Source organism: Bradyrhizobium sp. 40, assembly GCF_023100925.1.
In the GTDB taxonomy this organism is placed as follows: Bacteria; Pseudomonadota; Alphaproteobacteria; order Rhizobiales; family Xanthobacteraceae; genus Bradyrhizobium.
In genome coordinates, this window is sequence record NZ_CP064688.1 from 3453944 (window position 1) to 3473170 (window position 19227).

Consider the following 19227-nt stretch of genomic DNA (forward strand, 5'->3'; position numbering starts at 1 on the left):
ATGATCCGGAAAAGTGGACACCGGTTTTCCGACCAGATCATGCGGAAAGATTAAATCATGGTCCAGGCAATCGTCTTTCTGCCTCTGCTGGGCGCCATTCTGGCCGGCCTCATCGCGCTGTTCGGCGCGCATGCCCGCAACCCCTCGGGCGACACGGTCGAGCATCACGATGATCACGGTCATGGCGCGCACGCCCATGCGTCTGATACGATCAACGAGGATGCGTCGGTCGTCCACGAAACTCACCACGAACCCGGCGACGGCCACGACGACCACCACGTCTCCGAGCCGCCCGCGGCGGGCTCGCGCGGCGCCGAGCTGATCACCACGGCATTGCTGTTCGTGTCGGCTGCGCTGTCCTGGATGACGCTGGTCGATGTCGGCTTCATGCACCACGACATCCGCATTCCGCTGCTGCCGTGGATCCTCTCCGGCGATCTCCAGGTCTACTGGACGCTGCGGGTCGACACGCTCACCGCCGTGATGCTGGTGGTCGTGACCACCGTGTCCTCGCTCGTGCACCTCTATTCCATCGGCTACATGGACGAGGATCCGAACCGGCCGCGCTTCTTCGGCTATCTCTCGCTGTTCACCTTCGCCATGCTGATGCTGGTGACCGCCGACAACCTCGTGCAGCTGTTCTTCGGCTGGGAAGGCGTGGGTCTGGCGAGCTACCTCCTGATCGGCTTCTGGTACCAGAAGCCGTCGGCGAACGCCGCCGCCATCAAGGCCTTCGTGGTCAACCGCGTCGGCGATTTCGGCTTCGCGCTCGGCATCTTCGCGATCTTCCTGCTGGCCGGCTCGACCGATTTCGAGACCATCTTCCACGCTGCGCCCGGCTTGACCGGCAAGACCATCGACTTCCTCGGCTGGCACGCCGACGCGCTGACCCTGACCTGCCTGTTGCTGTTCATGGGCGCGATGGGCAAATCGGCGCAGTTCCTGCTGCACACCTGGTTGCCGGACGCGATGGAAGGCCCGACCCCGGTGTCGGCCCTGATCCACGCCGCGACCATGGTCACCGCCGGCGTCTTCATGGTGGCGCGCCTGTCGCCGCTGTTCGAGCTCGCGCCAAACGCGCAGGCCGTCGTGATGTTCTTCGGCGCCACCACGGCGTTCTTCGCGGCGACCATCGGCCTCGTCCAGAACGACATCAAGCGCATCGTCGCCTACTCGACCTGTTCGCAGCTCGGCTACATGTTCGTGGCGATGGGGGCGGGGGCCTATTCGGTCGGCATGTTCCATTTGTTCACGCACGCCTTCTTCAAGGCGCTGTTGTTCTTGGGCTCCGGCTCGGTGATCTACGCGATGCACCACGAGCAGGACATCCGCAACATGGGCGGCCTGTGGCGCAAGATCCCCTACACCTACGCAGTGATGGTGGTCGGCACGCTCGCGCTCACCGGCTTCCCGCTCACCGCCGGCTATTTCTCCAAGGACGCGATCATCGAGTCGGCCTACGCCTCGCACAATCCGTTCGCGATGTACGGCTTCCTGATGACGGTCGTCGCGGCCGGCCTGACCTCGTTCTACTCGTGGCGCCTGATCTTCAAGACCTTCCACGGCGAGCCGCATGACGATCATCACTACGAGGCTGCGCATGAAGCGCCGATCTGGATGCTGATCCCGATCGGTGTGCTCGCGGTCGGCTCCATCCTGGCCGGATTCCCGTTCAAGGAGCTGTTCGCCGGGCACGGCATCGAGGAGTTCTTCCGCGAATCCGTGAAGATGAACCCGCACATCATCGAGGAGATGCACCACATCCCCGAGACCATCGCTTTCCTGCCGACGGTGATGATGGTGCTGGGCTTCCTGGTGTCGTACCTGTTCTACATCCGCCGGCCCTATCTGCCGGTCGAGCTCGCGAACACGCAGCCGATGCTGTACAAGTTCCTGCTCAACAAATGGTACTTCGACGAGCTCTACGACATCATCTTCGTCCGTCCGGCGAAGTGGATTGGCTACCAGCTCTGGAAGAAGGGCGACGGCTTCATCATCGACGGCCTTGGTCCCGACGGCGTCTCTGCCCGGGTGTTGGATGTCACCCGCAACGTCGTGAAAATCCAGACCGGCTATCTCTACCACTACGCGTTCGCCATGCTGATCGGTGCCGCCGGCCTGATCACCTGGTTCATGTTCGGCTTTGGGGGCCAGTAAAATGACGACCTGGCCAATTCTATCCGTCACGACGTTCCTGCCGCTGGTCGGCGCGCTGATCGTCTATCTCAGCCGCGGCGATGACGAGGCGGCCCGGCGCAACTCGCGCTGGATCGCGCTGTGGACCACGCTGATCACCTTCGCGGTGTCGGTGATCCTGGTCATGCGGTTCGATGCGTCGAGCGCCGACTTCCAGTTCGTCGAGAAGGCGAACTGGCTCGCCACCGGCATCACCTATCACATGGGTGTGGACGGCATTTCGTTGCCGCTGGTGATCCTGACCACCGCCATCATGCCGTTCTGCATCATCGCGAGCTGGAAGGCGATCACCAACCGCGTCCGCGAATACATGATGGCGTTCCTGATTCTGGAAACGCTGATGATCGGCACCTTCTCGGCGCTCGATCTCGTGCTGTTCTACCTGTTCTTCGAAGGCGGCCTGATCCCGATGTTCCTGATCATCGGCGTCTGGGGCGGTCCGCGCCGGGTCTATGCGTCTTTCAAGTTCTTCCTCTACACGCTGCTCGGCTCGGTGCTGATGCTGCTTGCCATCATGGCGCTGTACTGGAACGGCGGCACCACCGACATCCCGACCCTGATGCACACCGCCGTGCCGCGCTCGCTGCAGACCTGGGCGTGGCTTGCCTTCTTCGCCTCGTTCGCGGTGAAGATGCCGATGTGGCCGGTGCACACCTGGCTTCCCGACGCCCACGTCGAGGCGCCGACCGCAGGCTCGGTGGTCCTGGCTGCGATCATGCTGAAGATGGGCGGCTACGGCTTCCTGCGTTTCTCGCTGCCGATGTTCCCGCTCGCTTCGCATGACTTCGCGCCGCTGATGTTCACGCTCTCGGCCATCGCCATCATCTACACCTCGCTGGTGGCGCTGATGCAGGAGGACATGAAGAAGCTGATCGCGTACTCCTCGGTGGCGCATATGGGCTTCGTCACCATGGGCATCTTTGCCGGCACCATGCAGGGCGTCGCTGGCGGCGTGTTCCAGATGATCTCGCACGGCATCGTCTCCGGCGCGCTGTTCCTCTGCGTCGGCATCGTCTATGACCGCATGCACACCCGCGAGATCGCGGCCTATGGCGGCCTCGTCAACCGGATGCCGCTCTACGCGCTGACCTTCATGGTCTTCACCATGGCCAATGTCGGCCTGCCCGGCACCTCCGGCTTCGTCGGCGAGTTCATGACGCTGCTCGGCACCTTCAAGGTCTCGATCCCGACCGCGTTCTTCGCCACCTTCGGCGTGATCCTCTCGGCCTGCTATGCGCTGTGGCTCTACCGCAAGGTCGTGTTCGGGGCGCTGGTCAAGCCGTCGCTGGCGAGCATGAAGGATCTCACCTTCCGGGAGGGCCTGACGCTGTTCCCGCTGATCGCGCTGACGATCCTGTTCGGCATCTATCCGAAGCCGGTGCTCGACATGTCGGCGGCCTCGGTCCAGCAACTCGTCAACAATTACAACACCGCTGTGACGGCCGTGAAGGCCGCCGCACTGCTCCAGTGAGCGGGCAGGTCAGGATATCGCCATGAGCTTTGAGACTGCAGGTTATCAACTGGCGCCGGTGCTGCCCGAGCTCGTGCTCGCGGTCGGGGCCATGGCACTCCTGATGCTCGGCGCCTATCGCGGGCAGGAGACCACCAAGACGGTCACGACGCTCGCGGTGCTGCTCCTGATCGTGGTCGGCGTGCTCGAATACATGTTGCCCGCGGGCAAGCACGTGACCTTCGGCGGTAGCTTCATCGTTGATGATTTTGCCCGCTTCATGAAGATCCTGGCCCTGATCGGCTCGGCGGTGACGCTGGTGCTGTCGACCGAATTCCTGTCGGATCCGTCGCGCCGTATCTTTGAATACGCGATCCTGGTGCTGCTCTCGACGCTCGGCATGATGGTGCTGATCTCGGCCGGCGACCTGATCTCGCTCTATCTCGGCCTCGAATTGATGTCGCTGGCACTCTACGTCGTGGCGGCCTCCAACCGCGACAACGCCAAGTCGACCGAAGCCGGCCTGAAGTACTTCGTGCTCGGCGCGTTGTCCTCGGGCATGCTGCTCTACGGCTCCTCGCTGATCTACGGCTTCACCGGCACGGTCGCCTTCACCGGCATCGCGGCGGCCGCGACGATCTCGAATGTCGGCCTGGTGTTCGGCCTCGTGTTCCTGCTCGCCGGCCTCTGCTTCAAGGTCTCGGCGGTGCCGTTCCACATGTGGACGCCCGACGTCTACGAGGGCGCGCCGACGCCCGTGACAGCCTTCTTCGCCTCGGCGCCGAAGGTGGCCGCGCTCGCGGTCTTCACCCGCGTTACGCTGACCGCATTCCCGGGCATCGTCTCGCAGTGGCAGCAGATCCTGGTGTTCGTGTCGATCGCCTCGATGGCGCTCGGCTCGTTCGCCGCGATCGGACAGAGCAACATCAAGCGCCTGATGGCCTATTCCTCGATCGGCCATATGGGCTTTGCCCTGGTCGGTCTTGCCGCAGGCACGGTCGAGGGCGCGCAGGGCGTGTTGATGTACATCGTGATCTATGTCGCGATGACGCTGGGCTCCTTCGCCATCATCCTGGCCATGAAGCGCAACGGCCAGCCGGTCGAGCAGATCAGCGATTTCGCGGGGCTCTCGCGGACCAATCCGCTGCTCGCCTTCATGTTCGCGATGCTGCTGTTCTCGCTCGCCGGCATTCCGCCGCTCGCCGGCTTCTTCGCCAAATGGTACGTCTTCGTCGCCGCCATCAAGGCGAATTTGTTCACGCTCGCCGTCATCGGCGTGCTGACCAGCGTGGTCGGCGCCTACTACTATCTCAGCATCGTCAAGACGATGTATTTCGACGAGCCGGCCGGACAGGTCGATCCGGTGCGCGTCGAAGTCAAGACGGTGCTGGCGGTCGCGGGCCTGTTCAACATTCTGTTCGCCCTGTTCGCAGGTCCCGTGGTGAGCGTTGCCTCCGCCGCGGCAAAGTCGCTGTTCTAGGATGGCATTCGCGCTCGGTCCTCGTGCGGCGTCGGCGGGCTACAAGCTCGCAGCTTTCGAACGGACCGGCTCGACCAATACCGAGGCGATCGAGCACGCAAGGGGCGGCGAACGCGGCCCGATGTGGTTCGTGACGTCGGAGCAGACCGCCGGCCGTGGCCGCCGCCAACGCGCCTGGATCGCACCGAAGGGTAACCTTGCAGCCAGCGTCCTCGAAGTCCTCGACGTCGCCCCTTCCGTCGCCGCGACGATCGGCTTTGCGGCCGGGCTGGCCGAGGAGGCCGCCCTGGAGAAGGTCAGCCTGGAGGCGGCACTGCGCCTCGGCGAGGGCCGTCCCCGCTACACCCTGAAATGGCCTAACGACGTGCTGGCCGGCGGCAAGAAGTTGGTCGGCATCGGCCTGGAGGCCGAAGCCATCGGCGAGCGTCTCGCCATCGTTGTCGGCATAGGCACCAACGTCGTCGCCGCGCCCGAGGGCACGCCCACACCGGCGGTGTCACTGGCCGCGCTCGGCGTCCAGATCAGCGCGGAGGAGTTGTTCTCGGCGCTCTCGGACGCGTGGGTGGAATTCCGCGGTATCTGGGACAATGGTCGCGGCTTTGCCGAAATTCGCAAATTGTGGCTGGAGCGCGCCGCCGGCCTCGGCGAGCGGGTCGCGATCCACACGGGAGTGATGACGCTGGAAGGCATTTTTGACACGATCGACGACACCGGCTGCCTGATCGTCCGCACCGCGGAGGGCCGGCGCGTGCCGGTGGCCGCGGGCGAGGTGTTCTTCGGCACGGCTGCCTCCGTGGGAGCTGCGTGATGGCGAAGCCTGAAGAACTCGTATTTGCGCCGCTCGGCGGGGTCGGCGAGATCGGCATGAATTTGTCGATCTACGGCCTCGGCAACCGCCAGCAGCGGGCCTGGCTGGCGATCGATCTCGGCGTCTCCTTCGGCGACGAGGAGCATCTGCCGGGCATCGACCTGATCATGCCGGACGTCAGCTTCCTGGAGAAGGAACGCAAGAACCTGATGGGGCTGGTGCTGACCCACGCCCATGAGGACCATTTCGGCGCCATCATCGACCTGTGGCCGAAGCTGAAATGCCCGATCTACGCGACCCAGTTCAGCGCCGCGCTGTTCGAGGCCAAATGCGCCGCCGAGCGCAATGCGCCGAAGATCCCGGTGACGGTGGTGCCGTCAGGCGGGCGCGTCGATATCGGCCCGTTCAACGTCGAGTTCATTCCGGTCGCGCATTCGATTCCGGAGTCGCATGCGCTGGCGATTCACACCGACGTTGGAACGGTGCTGCACACCGGCGACTGGAAGATCGATCCGACCCCGATCATCGGCCGCCCGACCGACGAAAAGCGGCTGCGGGAGCTCGGCGATGCGGGCCTGCTCGCCTTGATCGGCGATTCCACCAACGCCGTGCGCGACGGCCGCTCGCCCTCGGAAGCCGAGGTTGCCAAATCTATCACCGAGCTGGTCAAGGCCGCCAAGGGTCGCGTCGCGGTCACGACCTTTGCCTCCAACGTCGCGCGCCTCAAGGCCGTCGCCATCGCCGCGAAGGCCGCCGACCGTGAGGTCGTCGTGGTCGGCCGCGCCATGGAACGCGTGGTGCAGGTCGCGCGCGAGACCGGCTATCTCGACGGCGTGCAGAGCTTCCGCTCCGCCGAGGTCTACGGTCACCTGCCGCAGGACAAGGTGCTGGCGCTCTGCACCGGCAGCCAGGGCGAGCCCCGTGCCGCGCTGGCGCGCATCGCCAATGACGACCATCCCGAGATCACGCTCAACCGCGGCGACAGCGTCATCTTCTCCTCGCGCACCATTCCCGGCAACGAGAAGGCGGTCGGCGCGATCATCAATGGCCTGGTCTTGCAGGGCGTGGAGGTCATCACCGACCGCGACCAGCTGGTCCATGTCTCCGGTCATCCCCGCCGCGACGAATTGCGCGACATGATCTCCTGGACCAAGCCGCAGCTCCTGATCCCGGTCCATGGCGAGGCCCTGCACCTGAACGAGCACGCCAAGCTCGCGCGTGCCGCCGGCGTGCCGCGCGTACTGGTCTGCCGCAACGGCGATCTGGTCAAGCTCGGCCCCGGCGATCCCGGCATCATTGGGCAAGTGCCTGCGGGCCGTCTCTACAAGGACGGCACGATTCTGGAGGACTCCAAGTCCCGCGCGGTGGTCGAGCGGCGCCGCATGGCCTTCTCCGGCTGCGCCTTTGTCGCCATCGTCATGACGGAGCAGGGCGAGCTTGCCGACGATCCCGCGGTCGAACTGGTCGGCATCCCCGAGAAGAACAGAGCGGGCGAGCCCTTCGATGACATCGTCTTCGACGCCGTGGTCTCCACCGTCGAGGGCCTGCCGAAGGCGCGCCGTCGCGACGCGGATGCGCTGGCGGAGTCGGTGCGACGCGCTGTCCGCTCCGTGATCAACGAACATTGGGGTAAAAAGCCCCCCTGTCTGGTACACGTCCTGACAGTGTAACGGGAGAAGCACAATGCTGGGCCGGCTCAACCATGTCGCGATCGCGACCAAGGACGCCGTCAAGGCCGCCAGGATCTATGGCGCCGCGTTCGGGGCCCAGATCTCGGAGGCCGTCGCGCTGCCCGAGCATGGCGTCACCACCGTGTTCGCGACGCTGCCCAACACCAAGATCGAGTTCATCGAGCCGCTCGGCGAAGCCTCGCCGATCGCTAAGTTCCTCGATCGCAACGCCGACGGCGGCATCCACCACGTCTGCTACGAGGTGGTCGACATCATCGCCTCGCGCGACACGCTGGTGAAGGAGGGCGCAAGGGTGCTCGGCGACGGCGTGCCGAAGATTGGCGCCCACGGCAAGCCGGTGCTGTTCCTGCACCCGAAGGACTTTTCCGGCGCGCTGGTCGAAATCGAGCAGGCATAGGCCGAAGCCATGGCCATCCAGATCTCAACCGCAATCGCGATCTACTTCGTCATCTGGTGGGTCGCGCTGTTCCTGACGCTGCCGTTCGGCGTGCGCAGCCAGCACGAGGACGGCGTCGGAGTGCCGGGCAGCGATCCCGGCGCGCCGATCCTGACGCGAATGAGGAGCAAGCTGATCTGGACCACGATCATCTCGGCCATCATCTACGGGATCGCCATGGTCGCCTATCACGCCGGCTATCTCTCGATCGAGCGCCTGTCGAAATTGATGGGCATGCCGTTCTAAGAATTTTTGGTTGGCTTTGTTGGGGGACCAATGACTTTTCAGCGGATCGTCGTCGCGCTTCTGGTGCTGATCGTCGCCGGCCTCGGTGCCATCGGGTATTTCGAGTGGAAGATGGCCGTGCAGGTGCGCACCCTGAAGGCGTTCGTCGAGGGCTACGTCTTCAACGAGGCCGTGGTCGCCTGCGAGCAGGCCAAGAGCTCGACGCCGTTCAAATGGAACGGCGGCAAGAGCACCGCGGTGATCGGCCTGAACTCGGTCAAAACAGACAAATACACCGTCAGCGCCAGCTACACGCTGGTGGCGGACAGCGTCTATTGTGATTACGATCCGATCAAAAGAAAGGCCGAGATCGGCTCGAGCTTCCTGGAGCGGGAGTAACGATCCGGCCCCTATATGGGATGGGATCGTCATGGCGCAGGGGCAGGGGGACTACCGGATTCTGCATGAGGCGGCCTTGCGGGATTATCTCGCAGGCGTTGCGGATATCGCTGCGACCCTCGGTGGCGAGCCGGCCTCCTGGTCGATCACCGAAGTCGGCGACGGCAATCTCAATCTCGTTTTCATCGTCAAGGGCGGCCGTGGCGGCGTCGCCGTGAAGCAGGCGCTGCCCTATGTCCGCCTGGTCGGCGAGAGCTGGCCGCTGCCGCTGTCCCGGGCTCATTACGAATATCTCGCCTTGTCGCGGCAGGACGAGCTCGCGCCCGGCCTCGTGCCGGCGCTGCTGCATCACAACGAGACCCTGGCGCTGACGGTGATGGAGCTGCTCGAGCCCCACATCATCATGCGCAAGGGGATGGTTGCGGGGACGCAATATCCGCGCTTTGTCGATGACATCACCACCTTCATGGCGCAGACCTTGTTCTTCACCTCCGACCTCGCGCTGTCGGCGGCCGAGAAGAAGCAGGGCATCGCCGCCTTCGCCGGCAACCATGCGCTGTGCAAGATCACCGAGGATCTGATCTTCACCGATCCCTACCGGATCGCCGAGCAAAACCGCTGGACCGCGCCATATCTCGATGCGCTCGCCGCAGAGCTGCGCGAGGACATGGAATTGCATGTCGCGATCTCCCGGCTGAAGCTGAAGTTCATGGCGAGCCCCGAGGCGCTGCTCCACGGCGACCTGCACACCGGCTCGATCATGGTGACGGAGATCCAGACGCGGGTGATCGACCCCGAATTCGCGTTCTACGGCCCGATGGGTTTCGATGTCGGCGCCGTGCTGGCCAACCTGCTGATGGCCTATTTTGCCTCCGCCGGCCATGAGCGCGTGCCGGGCGAGCGGCGTGCCTTCGAAGCCTGGGTGCTGGAAACGGTCGAGCAGGTCTGGAACGCGTTCGCCCGCAAGTTCCTCGATCTCTGGCGCGCTGGCGCCGCAGGCGATGCCTATCCCGCCTCGCTCTTCGCCGGCGAGACAGGCGCGGCACGGCTGGAGGCCGAGCGGCAGGCCTACATGCAGCGGCTGTTCGCGGATACGGTCGGTTTCGCCGCGGCAAAAACCATCCGCCGCATCTTCGGCCTCGCCCACAATATCGATTTCGAGCTGATCGATGATCCGCGCCGGCGCGCCACCAGCGAAGCACGCGCGGTGCGGCTGGCGCGCGCGCTGATGCTGGAGGGGGGGGCGTTTCCGGCCATCGCGGACGTTACTTCTGCAGCGCGAAAATTGCGCGACTGGCAGCCGGAGTTCTAGCGGGCGTCTTCGCAAATCGGCGGGGCCCGCGCGACGCTCGCATACGTCAACCCCTTCAAGGCGCTTGCGCTCGACCCGCCGTGGATGGTCAACTCTCGGACCAGAGCACGGCTTGCGTTGTCGGAGGGACCATGATGTTCAGGATAGTGGCGATCGTCGCGGGTCTGGGGCTGGCACTGGCGGCCTCGGCGGAGGCCCAGACGCCGCGCAAGGGCGGAACCGTCCGCATGACCGCGCCTTATGGGTCGAGCTTCACAAGCTTGGACATTCACACCACGCAGCGCGCCCAGGACGAGATCTACGCCAAGGCCCTGCACCGGTCGCTCTACATCTGGAATTCCACGGAAGGCAAGCCGGTGCTGGAGCTTGCCAAGGAGGACGTCGTCTCGGGCGGAGGTCTCGTCCACACCTTCAAGCTGCGCGACGACGCCTATTTCCACAACGGCCGCAAGATGACGGCCGACGACGTCATCTGGACCTACAACCGCATCATGGACGGCACCAAGGCATATCCCGGCGCGCGCTATGTCCGCGTGATCGAGGGCGCGGCGGCGGTCGAGAAGGGCCAGGCCAAGGAGATCTCCGGCCTGAAGAAGATCGACGAGTTTACCATCGAGATGAAGCTGACCGAGAAAGTCGATCCGGGCTTCTACTTCTGGAACGCGATCACGTCGATCTATCCCGCCGACGAAGCCGCCAAGGAGAGCTTTCTCCAGAAGCCGATCGGTCTTGGACCCTTCAAATTCGTCGAGCACGTGCCGGGATCGCGCATCGTTCTGGAGCGATGGGACCGGTTCTACAAGCCCGGCAAGCCCTACGCCGACAAGATCATCGTGTCGGTCATGGGCGAGGCCGCGGCCCGCGATGTCGCTTTCCGCAACAAGGAGATCGACACCTCCGTGCTGGGACCGGCGCAATATGTCGCCTATCAGAACGACGCCGACCTCAAGGGCACCGTCGTCGAAGTCGCCGAGGTCTTCACCCGCTACATGGGGATGAATCCCGCATTCAAGCCATTTGCCGACAAGCGTGTCCGGCAGGCGATCAACTATGCGATCGACACCGATTTGATCATCAACAAGCTGGTCAAGGGCAAGGCCTATCGCGCGACCAGCTGGCTGCCGCTGACCTCTCCCGTCTACGACAAGGCCATGAAGCCCTACGCCTTCGATCCCGCCAAGGCCAAGCAGCTGCTCGCCGAGGCCGGCTATCCCTCGGGCTTCGAATTCGAATGGACCACCAGCCAGAACGAGAGCTGGGGCCTGCCGATCGTCTCGGCCGTGATCCCGATGCTGGACCGGGTGGGCATCAAGGCCAAGGTCAAGCAGGTCGAAACAGCGGTGCTGGCGGAGGTGGTCCGCAGCGGCGACTATCAGGCCTTTGTCTATTCCCAAGCGACCGGACCCGATCCCCAGGCCGCCCTCAAATGCTTCCACTCATCGACGCCGCAGTCGGCCTGCAACTATATGAACTTCAAGAATGCCGAGTTCGACAAGCTGATCGACGAGGCCGGGCAGTCCGATGACGCTGCAAAGCGTACCCAGCTGCTGCAGAAGGCCAATGCTGTTCTGTACGAAGAGGCGCCGGTCTGGTTCTTCAACTACAACAAGGCCGTCATGGCGGTGCAGCCGTGGCTGAAGGGGATTCAGCTGAACGCGACGGAGCTGACTCATCAGAACGTCGAAGACCTCTGGGTCGACGAGACCTCGCCCGCGAAGTGACACCCGCTCTCGCGCTCCCTCCGTCGCCATGAACGACGGAGGGGGAGAGGAAAAGTGCCGATGCTCTCGTTCCTGTTCCGCCGCCTGCTGCAGACCATTCCGACCGTGCTCGCCGTGGTGGCTCTGGTGTTCGTGCTGTTCAGCGTCGTTCCCGGCAGCATCGTCTCGTCCATGAGCGACGATGCCGATCCGCAGGTCGAGCTGCGCATGAAGAAGCAGCTCGGCCTCGACGATCCCGTCTATGTCCGTTTCGGCGCCTACATCGCCAAGCTTGCGACCGGCGATTTCGGAACCTCGTTCCGGACGCGGGAGCCTGTGACGTTCATGATCGCCAAACGGATATGGCCGACGCTCCAGCTCATCTTCACCGCCATGGCGTTTTCCGTCGTGATCGGCGTACCCCTGGGTTTCATCGCCGCGCTCAAGCCGGGAGGCATCGTCGACACGCTGGCCATGGTCGTGGCGGTGTCAGGCCTTTCGATCGCCAAATTCTGGCTCGGACTGGTGCTGATGTATCTGTTTGCATTGAAGCTCGGCTGGCTGCCGAGTTTCGGCTATGGCGATGGCGGACTGAAGTACCTGATCCTTCCGGCCGTGACGCTCGGCGTCTCGCCGATGGCGCTGTTCGCCCGGACCACACGCGCCGCGGTGCTCGAGATCATGACCGCGGATTTCGTCCGCACCGCGCGCTCCAAGGGCATGAGCGAGACGCGGGTCGTGAAGTGGCATGTGATGCGCAACGCGCTCGTCATCATTCTCACCACCGTCGGCCTGCAGTTCGGCGGATTGATGGGGCAGGCGGTCGTCGTCGAGAAATTGTATTCCTGGCCGGGCATCGGCTCGCTGCTGGTCGACAGTGTCCTGCAGCGCGACATTCCGGCCGTCCAGGGCTCCATTCTTGTCGTGGTGCTGTCCTTTCTCGCCATTAATCTGCTGATCGACGTGCTCTATGGGGTGATCGATCCCAGGATCCGATACGCATGAAGCTGCGCGCCAATCTCATCATCGGTGGCGCGCTGTTCGCGCTCGCAATCCTGGTCGGTCTGCTCGCGCCCTGGCTGGCGCATACCGACCCCGTCCTGGATGCCAATCTGCTCAACGCGGAGGAGCCTCCGAGCTGGACCTGGTGGTTCGGCACCGACGATCAGGGCCGCGACATCTATTCCCGCGTCGTCTATGGCGCGCGCGTCTCGCTGACGGTCGGCATCGTCTCGCAGCTCATCAACAGCGTCATCGGCGTGGCGCTGGGCCTGAGCGCCGGCTATTGGGGCGGCTGGTGGGACGATGTCGTCAACGGCCTGACCAATCTCATGCTCGCGATCCCATCGCTGATCTTCGCGCTGGCCATCATGGCGGTGCTCGGTCCCGGCCTCACCAGCCTGCTGATCGCACTCGGCTTGACCAACTGGTCCTTCACGTGCCGGATCGCGCGGGCCTCCGCGCTGTCGCTCAGGAGCCAGGGCTATGTGCAGGCCGCGACCGTGCTCGGCTACGGCGATCTGCGCATCATGATCACGCAGCTGCTGCCCAACATGCTAGGGCCGATCGTCGTCATCGGCACGCTCGGCATGGGCAGCGCGGTCTTGTCAGAAGCCGCATTGTCGTTTCTCGGCCTCGGTGTCCGCCCGCCGTTTCCGAGCTGGGGCAGCATGTTGTCGGACGCCCGCGACCAGATCACGACAGCGCCGTGGCTCTCGGTGTTTCCCGGCCTTGCCATTTTCCTGACGGTGCTCGGGCTCAATCTGCTCGGCGACGGCCTGCGCGACATCCTCGATCCACAATCGCGGAGCCGGCGCACATGACCGGCGCGCCGCTGATCGAAGTCGAGGATCTGCGGATCGATCTCGACGATGGATCGCGACGCGTTGCGGCGGCCGAGGGCATTTCATTCCGCATCGATCGCGGCGAGACCTTCGGCCTGGTCGGCGAATCCGGCTGCGGCAAGAGCATCACGGCGCTCGCCTTGATCGGCCTGTTGCGGCAGCCATTGTCGATCGGCGGCGGCGTCATCCGGTTTGAGGGGCGGGAGATCCAGCACCTTTCCGCGGCCAAGCAGCGCCAGCTGCGCGGCAATCGCATCGCCATGATCTTCCAGGAGCCGATGACGGCGCTGAACCCGGTCTCGCCGGTGGGCCGGCAGATCGCCGAGATGTTCGTGCTGCACAAGGGCAAGAGCTGGCGGGAAGCCGACAGGCTGGCGGTCGAGGCGCTGGCGAGCGTCCGCGTTCCCGCGCCGGAGCGGCGCGTGAAGGATTACCCGCACCAGCTCTCGGGCGGCATGCGCCAGCGCGTGATGATCGCCATCGCGCTCGCCTGCGGTCCGGATCTCCTGATCGCCGACGAGCCAACAACGGCACTCGACGTCACCGTGCAAGCCGAAATCATCGAGCTGATGCGGAATTTATGCGCCAAGCGGGGAACCGCAATCCTGATGATCAGCCACGATCTGGGGCTGGTCGCCAATGTCTGTCGCCGTGTGGCCGTGATGTATGCCGGCCGCATCGTCGAGGAGCGCGGCTCGGCCGATATTTTCCGGGCACCCTCGCACCCCTATACGCGAGGCCTGGTCGCCTCGCTGCCGCGGCTCGGCAGTCGCGCCGCGCTTGGCCGGACCCGGCTGACGGAGATCGCGGGTGTGGTCCCGGCCATCACGAATTTCCCCAGCGGCTGCCGGTTCAATCCGCGTTGCGCGCAGGCGACCGATATTTGCCGGTCCATCCCGCCGGAAGCGGATTTGCTCGACGCCGGCGGTCTGGTCAGGTGTCACCACCATGCATGAGCCGCAGGACAGGTTGGATGAGACACGGCCGGACGACGATGTCATTCTCAGCGTGAGGGATCTCGCGGTCCATTTTCCGCTCGGCGGCGGCCTGCTGGGGTGCGGCCGTCGGCTGCTCCGCGCCGTCGACGGCGTCGATCTCACCCTGAAGCGCGGTGAATGCCTTGGCCTCGTCGGCGAGTCCGGCTCCGGCAAGTCCACGGTCGCATTGTCGATCCTTGGCCTCCAGACACCGACGCGCGGCCGCATCGTGCTGGACGGACACGACGTGACCAACCGGCCATCCGGCGATCGGAAGGCGCTGGCCCGCGTCGTGCAGATCGTGTTTCAGGATCCCTACGCCTCGCTCAATCCGCGCCAGACCGTTCGCCGCACGCTCGAAGATCCCCTGCGTGTGCATGGCGTCACGGCCAAGAGCGAGATCGAGGACCGCGTCGCGAAGATGCTGCGGCATGTGGGCCTGCGGCCTGAGCAGGCCGACCGCTACCCGCATGAATTCTCGGGCGGCCAGCGCCAGCGCATCGGCATTGCCCGCGCCCTGATCCTCAATCCCAGGATCGTCATCTGCGACGAGCCCGTCTCGGCGCTCGACGTTTCGATCCGCGCCCAGATCATCAATCTGCTGCTGGAATTGAAGGAAACCCTCGGTCTCTCCTACATCATGATCAGCCACGATCTCGGCGTCGTCGAACACATGAGCGACAAGGTCGCCGTGATGTATCTCGGCCGCATCGTTGAGAACGGCCACTGGCGCGAGATCTTCGAGCGGCCGGCGCACCCCTATACGCAAGCCCTGATCGCCGCCATCCCCGATCCCTTGCGTCATGCACCGCTGGCGACGACAGGCGGCGACCTTCCCAACCCGCTCAATCCGCCGAACGGATGCGCCTTCAGCCCGCGGTGCCGGTATGCGGAGGAAGTATGTCGGAGCGAGCCGGGGCCGGTGCTGGAGACGCGAGCCGACGGGCATTCGGTAAGATGCTGGCGTGCCGACGAGATTGCGGCGCGGTCGGTGCCGGCTTTGAGCGAAAGTGGTCACACGTAGCCTGGAGCGCACGTCCGATATGCGCTAGCGACTAACCGGGGCGCACGAAGGGGTACTCTGCAACTGGCGAGATACCGGAACGGAGCGCCCGGGACGAGAGCTGACAACCTGTGACCGTAGTCTACAGAACCGTCAACTATGGTGACGTGCGTTGTCTGCCTGGCCAGCCGGTCCGAAGCCGGATCATGGCAGTCCCAGTGCTCAGGAGGTGGTTTGCGGATGCGCAATGAGTTTTCACGCAGCACCCGTGCTGACACGCGACAGCAGGTCAGCTGGACTCTGAGCTTCTATTAGGCCAAATTGGACGCAGCGCGGTCCGGATTAGCAGGTGGATATGCTCTGCTCCCGCTGTGGGTTGCGTGTTGCTACCGGTTCGAAGTTTTGCCGCGACTGCGGCATGCCTCTTTCATGGCAATGCGGTTCGTGCGGATACCAGAACGCTGCCGGCGCGCGATTTTGCTCTGTCTGCGGCCAGACGAGCGCAAAGGAATTTCCCGAACAACGCGAAACAGCCGATGCTTCAAAAACCGGCGCAAAGCCGCAGGCTGAGCGTCGTCGGCTAACGGTCATGTTCGTCGACCTGGTCGGGTCGACAGCGCTTGGCACGAGGTTGGACCCGGAAGATTTGCGCGAAGTGATCTCTGCTCACCACAATTGTGTAACGAACCTAATCGCGCAAAACGGAGGATATGTCGCTCGCTACATTGGCGATGGCATACTCGCATATTTTGGCTATCCAAGCGCACATGAGGACGAGGCTGAGTGCGCGGTGCGGAGTGCCTTGCTTTCGGTTGAGGCCGTTCGTCGTCTGAGCACCCCGGCGGGACCCGCCGGCTCGCTCAGTTGTCGCGTCGGTATCGCCACGGGAATAGCCGTTATCGGCGCGATCGTAGACGGTGACCGGGATTCTCAAACCGCGGTCGGCGAAACTCCGAATTTCGCAGCGAGACTGCAAGCCATCGCAGAGACAGGCTCGGTGGTGATCGATGAGGCGACACGTCGATTGACCGGTGAGATGTTTCAGTACCGACGCTTGGGCCCCTTGGATCTGAAAGGCCTGAAAGGGCCGGTAACTGCTTGGGCGGTCACCAAGGAAAACATCATCGGGAGTCGTTTCAAGGCTCTTCGTTCGATTGAGACGCCCCTGATCGGCCGAACGGAGGAGAAGAGCCTGCTTCTGCGCCGATGGGAGCAGGTTCTCACCGGTCAAGGGGTGATGTGTCTATTGATCGGTGAAGCAGGGGTTGGGAAATCCAGGCTCATTTCGGTCCTTGAGGATGCAAGTCAGGAAGGAGATCGACTTCCGCCGCTGCAGTTTTCATGTTCAGCACACCAGCAGGACGCTCCGCTTTACCCGATCATCCGCCACATCGAGCTCGCGGCGATGATTGAAGGCGGAGATTCCGTGTCCGTCAGGTCGGTGAAGTTGGCGCGTCTGCTCGCCGAATACGGCGCAACAGAAGTCGATGGATTTTTTATCGGCGACCTTCTTTCGATCACCATGCCAACGCCAAGCCTGCCGCTCGATTTGTCGGCGCGCAGGAAGAGAGACATGACCCTGGCTTCGATCATTCGGTTGCTGAGAATGCAGACGTCTCGATCTGCCAGGTTGGCTGTCTTCGAAGACTTGCATTGGGCGGATCAGGTTACGTTGGATCTGATAGACAGGCTGGTCGACGAAATAGATCAATTTCCTCTCATGTTGATCGCCAGCGGTCGCTTGGAGTTTCGGCCGCCTTGGATTACCCGCCCGCAAGTGACACACTTGATCCTGACCGGGTTCGATCGGCGGAACGCAGCTCTTCTTGTTGGTGCGGTCGCTGGCGAGCATGCCCTGTCAGCGGAAATAGTCGATGAAATAGTATCCCGCTCCGACGGCGTGCCGCTGCATATTGAGGAGCTAACTAAATCAGTTTTGGAAATCCAGCTGGACCAGCTCAAAATTGGCGTGGGACGTTCGTTGGTCCCCCCCTCACTCCACGCATCTCTAACAGCGCGATTGGATCGTCACCCCAATGCGAAAGAAGTGGCTCAGACGGCATCGGTGATAGGACGAGAGTTTTCGTTCGACGTTCTCAAGAGCATCAGTGACCTGGATGAGAGCATTTTGGTTGCCGCGCTCAACGAGCTAACTGCGGCGGGGCTTGTGAATCGTCGCGGACACGCGCCCGAGAGCGCCTACTCATTCAAGCATGCTCTGGTTCAGAATGCTGCCTATGACTCCATTTTGCGTAATCGCAGGCGCCACTTGCATCTCCGCCTTGCTTTGCTTTTGGAAAGAACCGCCGAACACAGTCCGATAACCAACCCGGAGGTGTTGGCGCTGCATTTTGAAGAGGCCGGTGAGCCGGCCCGATCCATCGAGTATTATTTGCTCGCCGCAGAAAAAGCCTCAGGTCGCTCGGCGCTAGCCGAGAAAGCCAGCCATTTGAAGAATGCTCTTCGTCAACAAGACCTCCTTCCATCGGAGACACAAAGCGCTGAACGGGAACTGATGTTGCAATTACAGCTCGGGCGGGCACTCATAGATCTTCGTGGGTCGGGCAGCGAAGAGGTCCTGACCTGCTATGAGCAGGCTCGTACATTGAGCCTGCGTACCGGTGATGCCGTATCTCTTCTGAGAGTCTATGATGGTCTAATCAACTATCATTTTACTCATTCGGATGCGGAAAACCTATCTCGATGCGCCGCCGATATTCGAAATCTTCACCAGGATACAAAACTAGCTAGCTCCCGGTCGGAAGTGATGTCGCTCCGGGCTGCCGGTTTGGCGCATTTCCTTCGTGGACAGTTTGGCGAGACCTGCGACGTCCTCTCCAGATTGCTGACCGACTACGAAGTGGATCGGGATGGCCCAGAGGCTAATTTGGCCAGCCGGGACATGAAGGCGTCCATGTATACGATAATTGGAATGTCGCAGACCGCCATGGGCTATCCCGAATCCGGCTGTGAAACGGCAATGAAAGGTGTGAGGCATGCGGAATCGCTTAATCATGTCATAACGCTGGTGCTTGCCATGAGGAGGGCTTGTGTACAGCGTATCATGTGGCGCGACGTGGAGGGCTGTGCAGCGCTTTCGGCACGACTTCTGGAAGTAAACAGAGATCACGAAACCTTTCTGGGGAAGCGCGAAGGCGGCTTTTTCCACTCATGGGCGTTGTCGCGGACGGAAGCCTCTGTAAGTCACCTGGAAGCCATGAGGCGCCACATTGCCGAGCTAGACGAGGCTGGTCACTCGGTCATTCTGCCGTTCTTCATGACTGCGGCCGCGGAGGTGCACCACGAACGAGGGCAGGGTGCCGAGGCGTCCATGCTGTTGGAGAGGGCATTCCAACTGGTGGAGCTCACGGGTGAGACCTGGTGCAAGTCCGAAATCATGCGGATGCGTGCCCTGGTTTGCGCGGCAACCGCCACTGAAAGAGACCTGTGGCTTGCCGAGGCGGTTGCGATAGCCAGAGGGCAGGGAGCAAGGCTTTGGGAGCTGAGAGCCGCGGCCGCCCAGGCAGCGTGCTGGCATGCCGAAGGTAAGGTCGGCGCGGCGTACAAGGTCCTTTTGGCAGCTCTGTCTGGTCTGACGGAAGGTCAATCGACGTTGGAATTCAAGATTGCCTCAAAACTTCTCGCTCGCATAACGGCCGTCGTCGATGCACAGTGCTTGTCCGAAAATCCTGCGGAGGATTGAGCG

General features: G+C 63.2%; 15 protein-coding genes. All 15 read left to right on the top strand.

Features of this window, described 5'->3' with window-relative positions; genetic code table 11:
• Positions 1-57 precede the first annotated feature (57 nt).
• The 15 genes from nuoL to IVB40_RS16905 all read left to right on the top strand — a co-directional run bounded on the left by nuoL (position 58) and on the right by IVB40_RS16905 (position 19224).
• On the top strand, positions 58-2157 hold the full coding sequence (gene nuoL / locus IVB40_RS16835) for an NADH-quinone oxidoreductase subunit L (protein WP_247819362.1): 2100 nt from the start codon (positions 58-60) through the stop codon (positions 2155-2157).
• Between the two features lies 1 nt (position 2158).
• Positions 2159-3667: an NADH-quinone oxidoreductase subunit M gene (locus IVB40_RS16840; protein WP_027567194.1), complete on the top strand. Its 1509-nt coding sequence runs from the start codon at positions 2159-2161 to the stop codon at positions 3665-3667.
• A 22-nt stretch (positions 3668-3689) separates the two neighbouring features.
• The gene (nuoN, locus tag IVB40_RS16845; protein ID WP_007603562.1) at positions 3690-5126 is read left to right on the top strand and encodes an NADH-quinone oxidoreductase subunit NuoN; all 1437 of its coding nucleotides are present in this window, start codon (positions 3690-3692) and stop codon (positions 5124-5126) included.
• Position 5127: 1 nt separating this feature from the next.
• Positions 5128-5934 carry a biotin--[acetyl-CoA-carboxylase] ligase gene (locus IVB40_RS16850; protein WP_247819363.1) on the top strand — a complete coding sequence of 269 codons (807 nt, stop codon included), beginning with the start codon at positions 5128-5130 and terminating at the stop codon, positions 5932-5934.
• Positions 5934-7604 carry a ribonuclease J gene (locus IVB40_RS16855; RefSeq protein ID WP_247819364.1) on the top strand — a complete coding sequence of 557 codons (1671 nt, stop codon included), beginning with the start codon at positions 5934-5936 and terminating at the stop codon, positions 7602-7604. The genes IVB40_RS16850 and IVB40_RS16855 overlap by 1 nt, the downstream gene beginning before the upstream one ends.
• Before the next feature lie 13 nt (positions 7605-7617).
• Entirely contained in the window at positions 7618-8022 is a 405-nt protein-coding gene (mce, locus tag IVB40_RS16860; protein ID WP_106944962.1) for a methylmalonyl-CoA epimerase, read from the top strand.
• Between the two features lie 9 nt (positions 8023-8031).
• Entirely contained in the window at positions 8032-8307 is a 276-nt protein-coding gene (locus IVB40_RS16865) for a DUF1467 family protein (RefSeq protein ID WP_027518239.1), read from the top strand.
• 30 nt (positions 8308-8337) lie between these two features.
• Positions 8338-8685: a hypothetical protein gene (locus IVB40_RS16870; protein WP_027518238.1), complete on the top strand. Its 348-nt coding sequence runs from the start codon at positions 8338-8340 to the stop codon at positions 8683-8685.
• Between the two features lie 31 nt (positions 8686-8716).
• The gene (gene mtnK / locus IVB40_RS16875; protein ID WP_247819365.1) at positions 8717-9997 is read left to right on the top strand and encodes an S-methyl-5-thioribose kinase; all 1281 of its coding nucleotides are present in this window, start codon (positions 8717-8719) and stop codon (positions 9995-9997) included.
• A gap of 131 nt (positions 9998-10128) precedes the next feature.
• Positions 10129-11718, top strand: a complete 1590-nt coding sequence (locus tag IVB40_RS16880; protein ID WP_247819366.1) for an ABC transporter substrate-binding protein — start codon at positions 10129-10131, stop codon at positions 11716-11718.
• 60 nt (positions 11719-11778) lie between these two features.
• Complete coding sequence (locus IVB40_RS16885) at positions 11779-12702, top strand: ABC transporter permease (protein WP_018455074.1); 924 nt, start codon at positions 11779-11781, stop codon at positions 12700-12702.
• The gene (locus IVB40_RS16890; RefSeq protein ID WP_007603580.1) at positions 12699-13520 is read left to right on the top strand and encodes an ABC transporter permease; all 822 of its coding nucleotides are present in this window, start codon (positions 12699-12701) and stop codon (positions 13518-13520) included. Before IVB40_RS16885 ends, IVB40_RS16890 begins: the two co-directional genes overlap by 4 nt.
• Entirely contained in the window at positions 13517-14497 is a 981-nt protein-coding gene (locus IVB40_RS16895) for an ABC transporter ATP-binding protein (protein ID WP_247819367.1), read from the top strand. Before IVB40_RS16890 ends, IVB40_RS16895 begins: the two co-directional genes overlap by 4 nt.
• Positions 14490-15542, top strand: a complete 1053-nt coding sequence (locus IVB40_RS16900; protein ID WP_247819368.1) for an oligopeptide/dipeptide ABC transporter ATP-binding protein — start codon at positions 14490-14492, stop codon at positions 15540-15542. The genes IVB40_RS16895 and IVB40_RS16900 overlap by 8 nt, the downstream gene beginning before the upstream one ends.
• Positions 15543-15876: 334 nt before the next feature.
• Complete coding sequence (locus tag IVB40_RS16905; protein ID WP_247819551.1) at positions 15877-19224, top strand: adenylate/guanylate cyclase domain-containing protein; 3348 nt, start codon at positions 15877-15879, stop codon at positions 19222-19224.
• Positions 19225-19227: the final 3 nt, after the last annotated feature.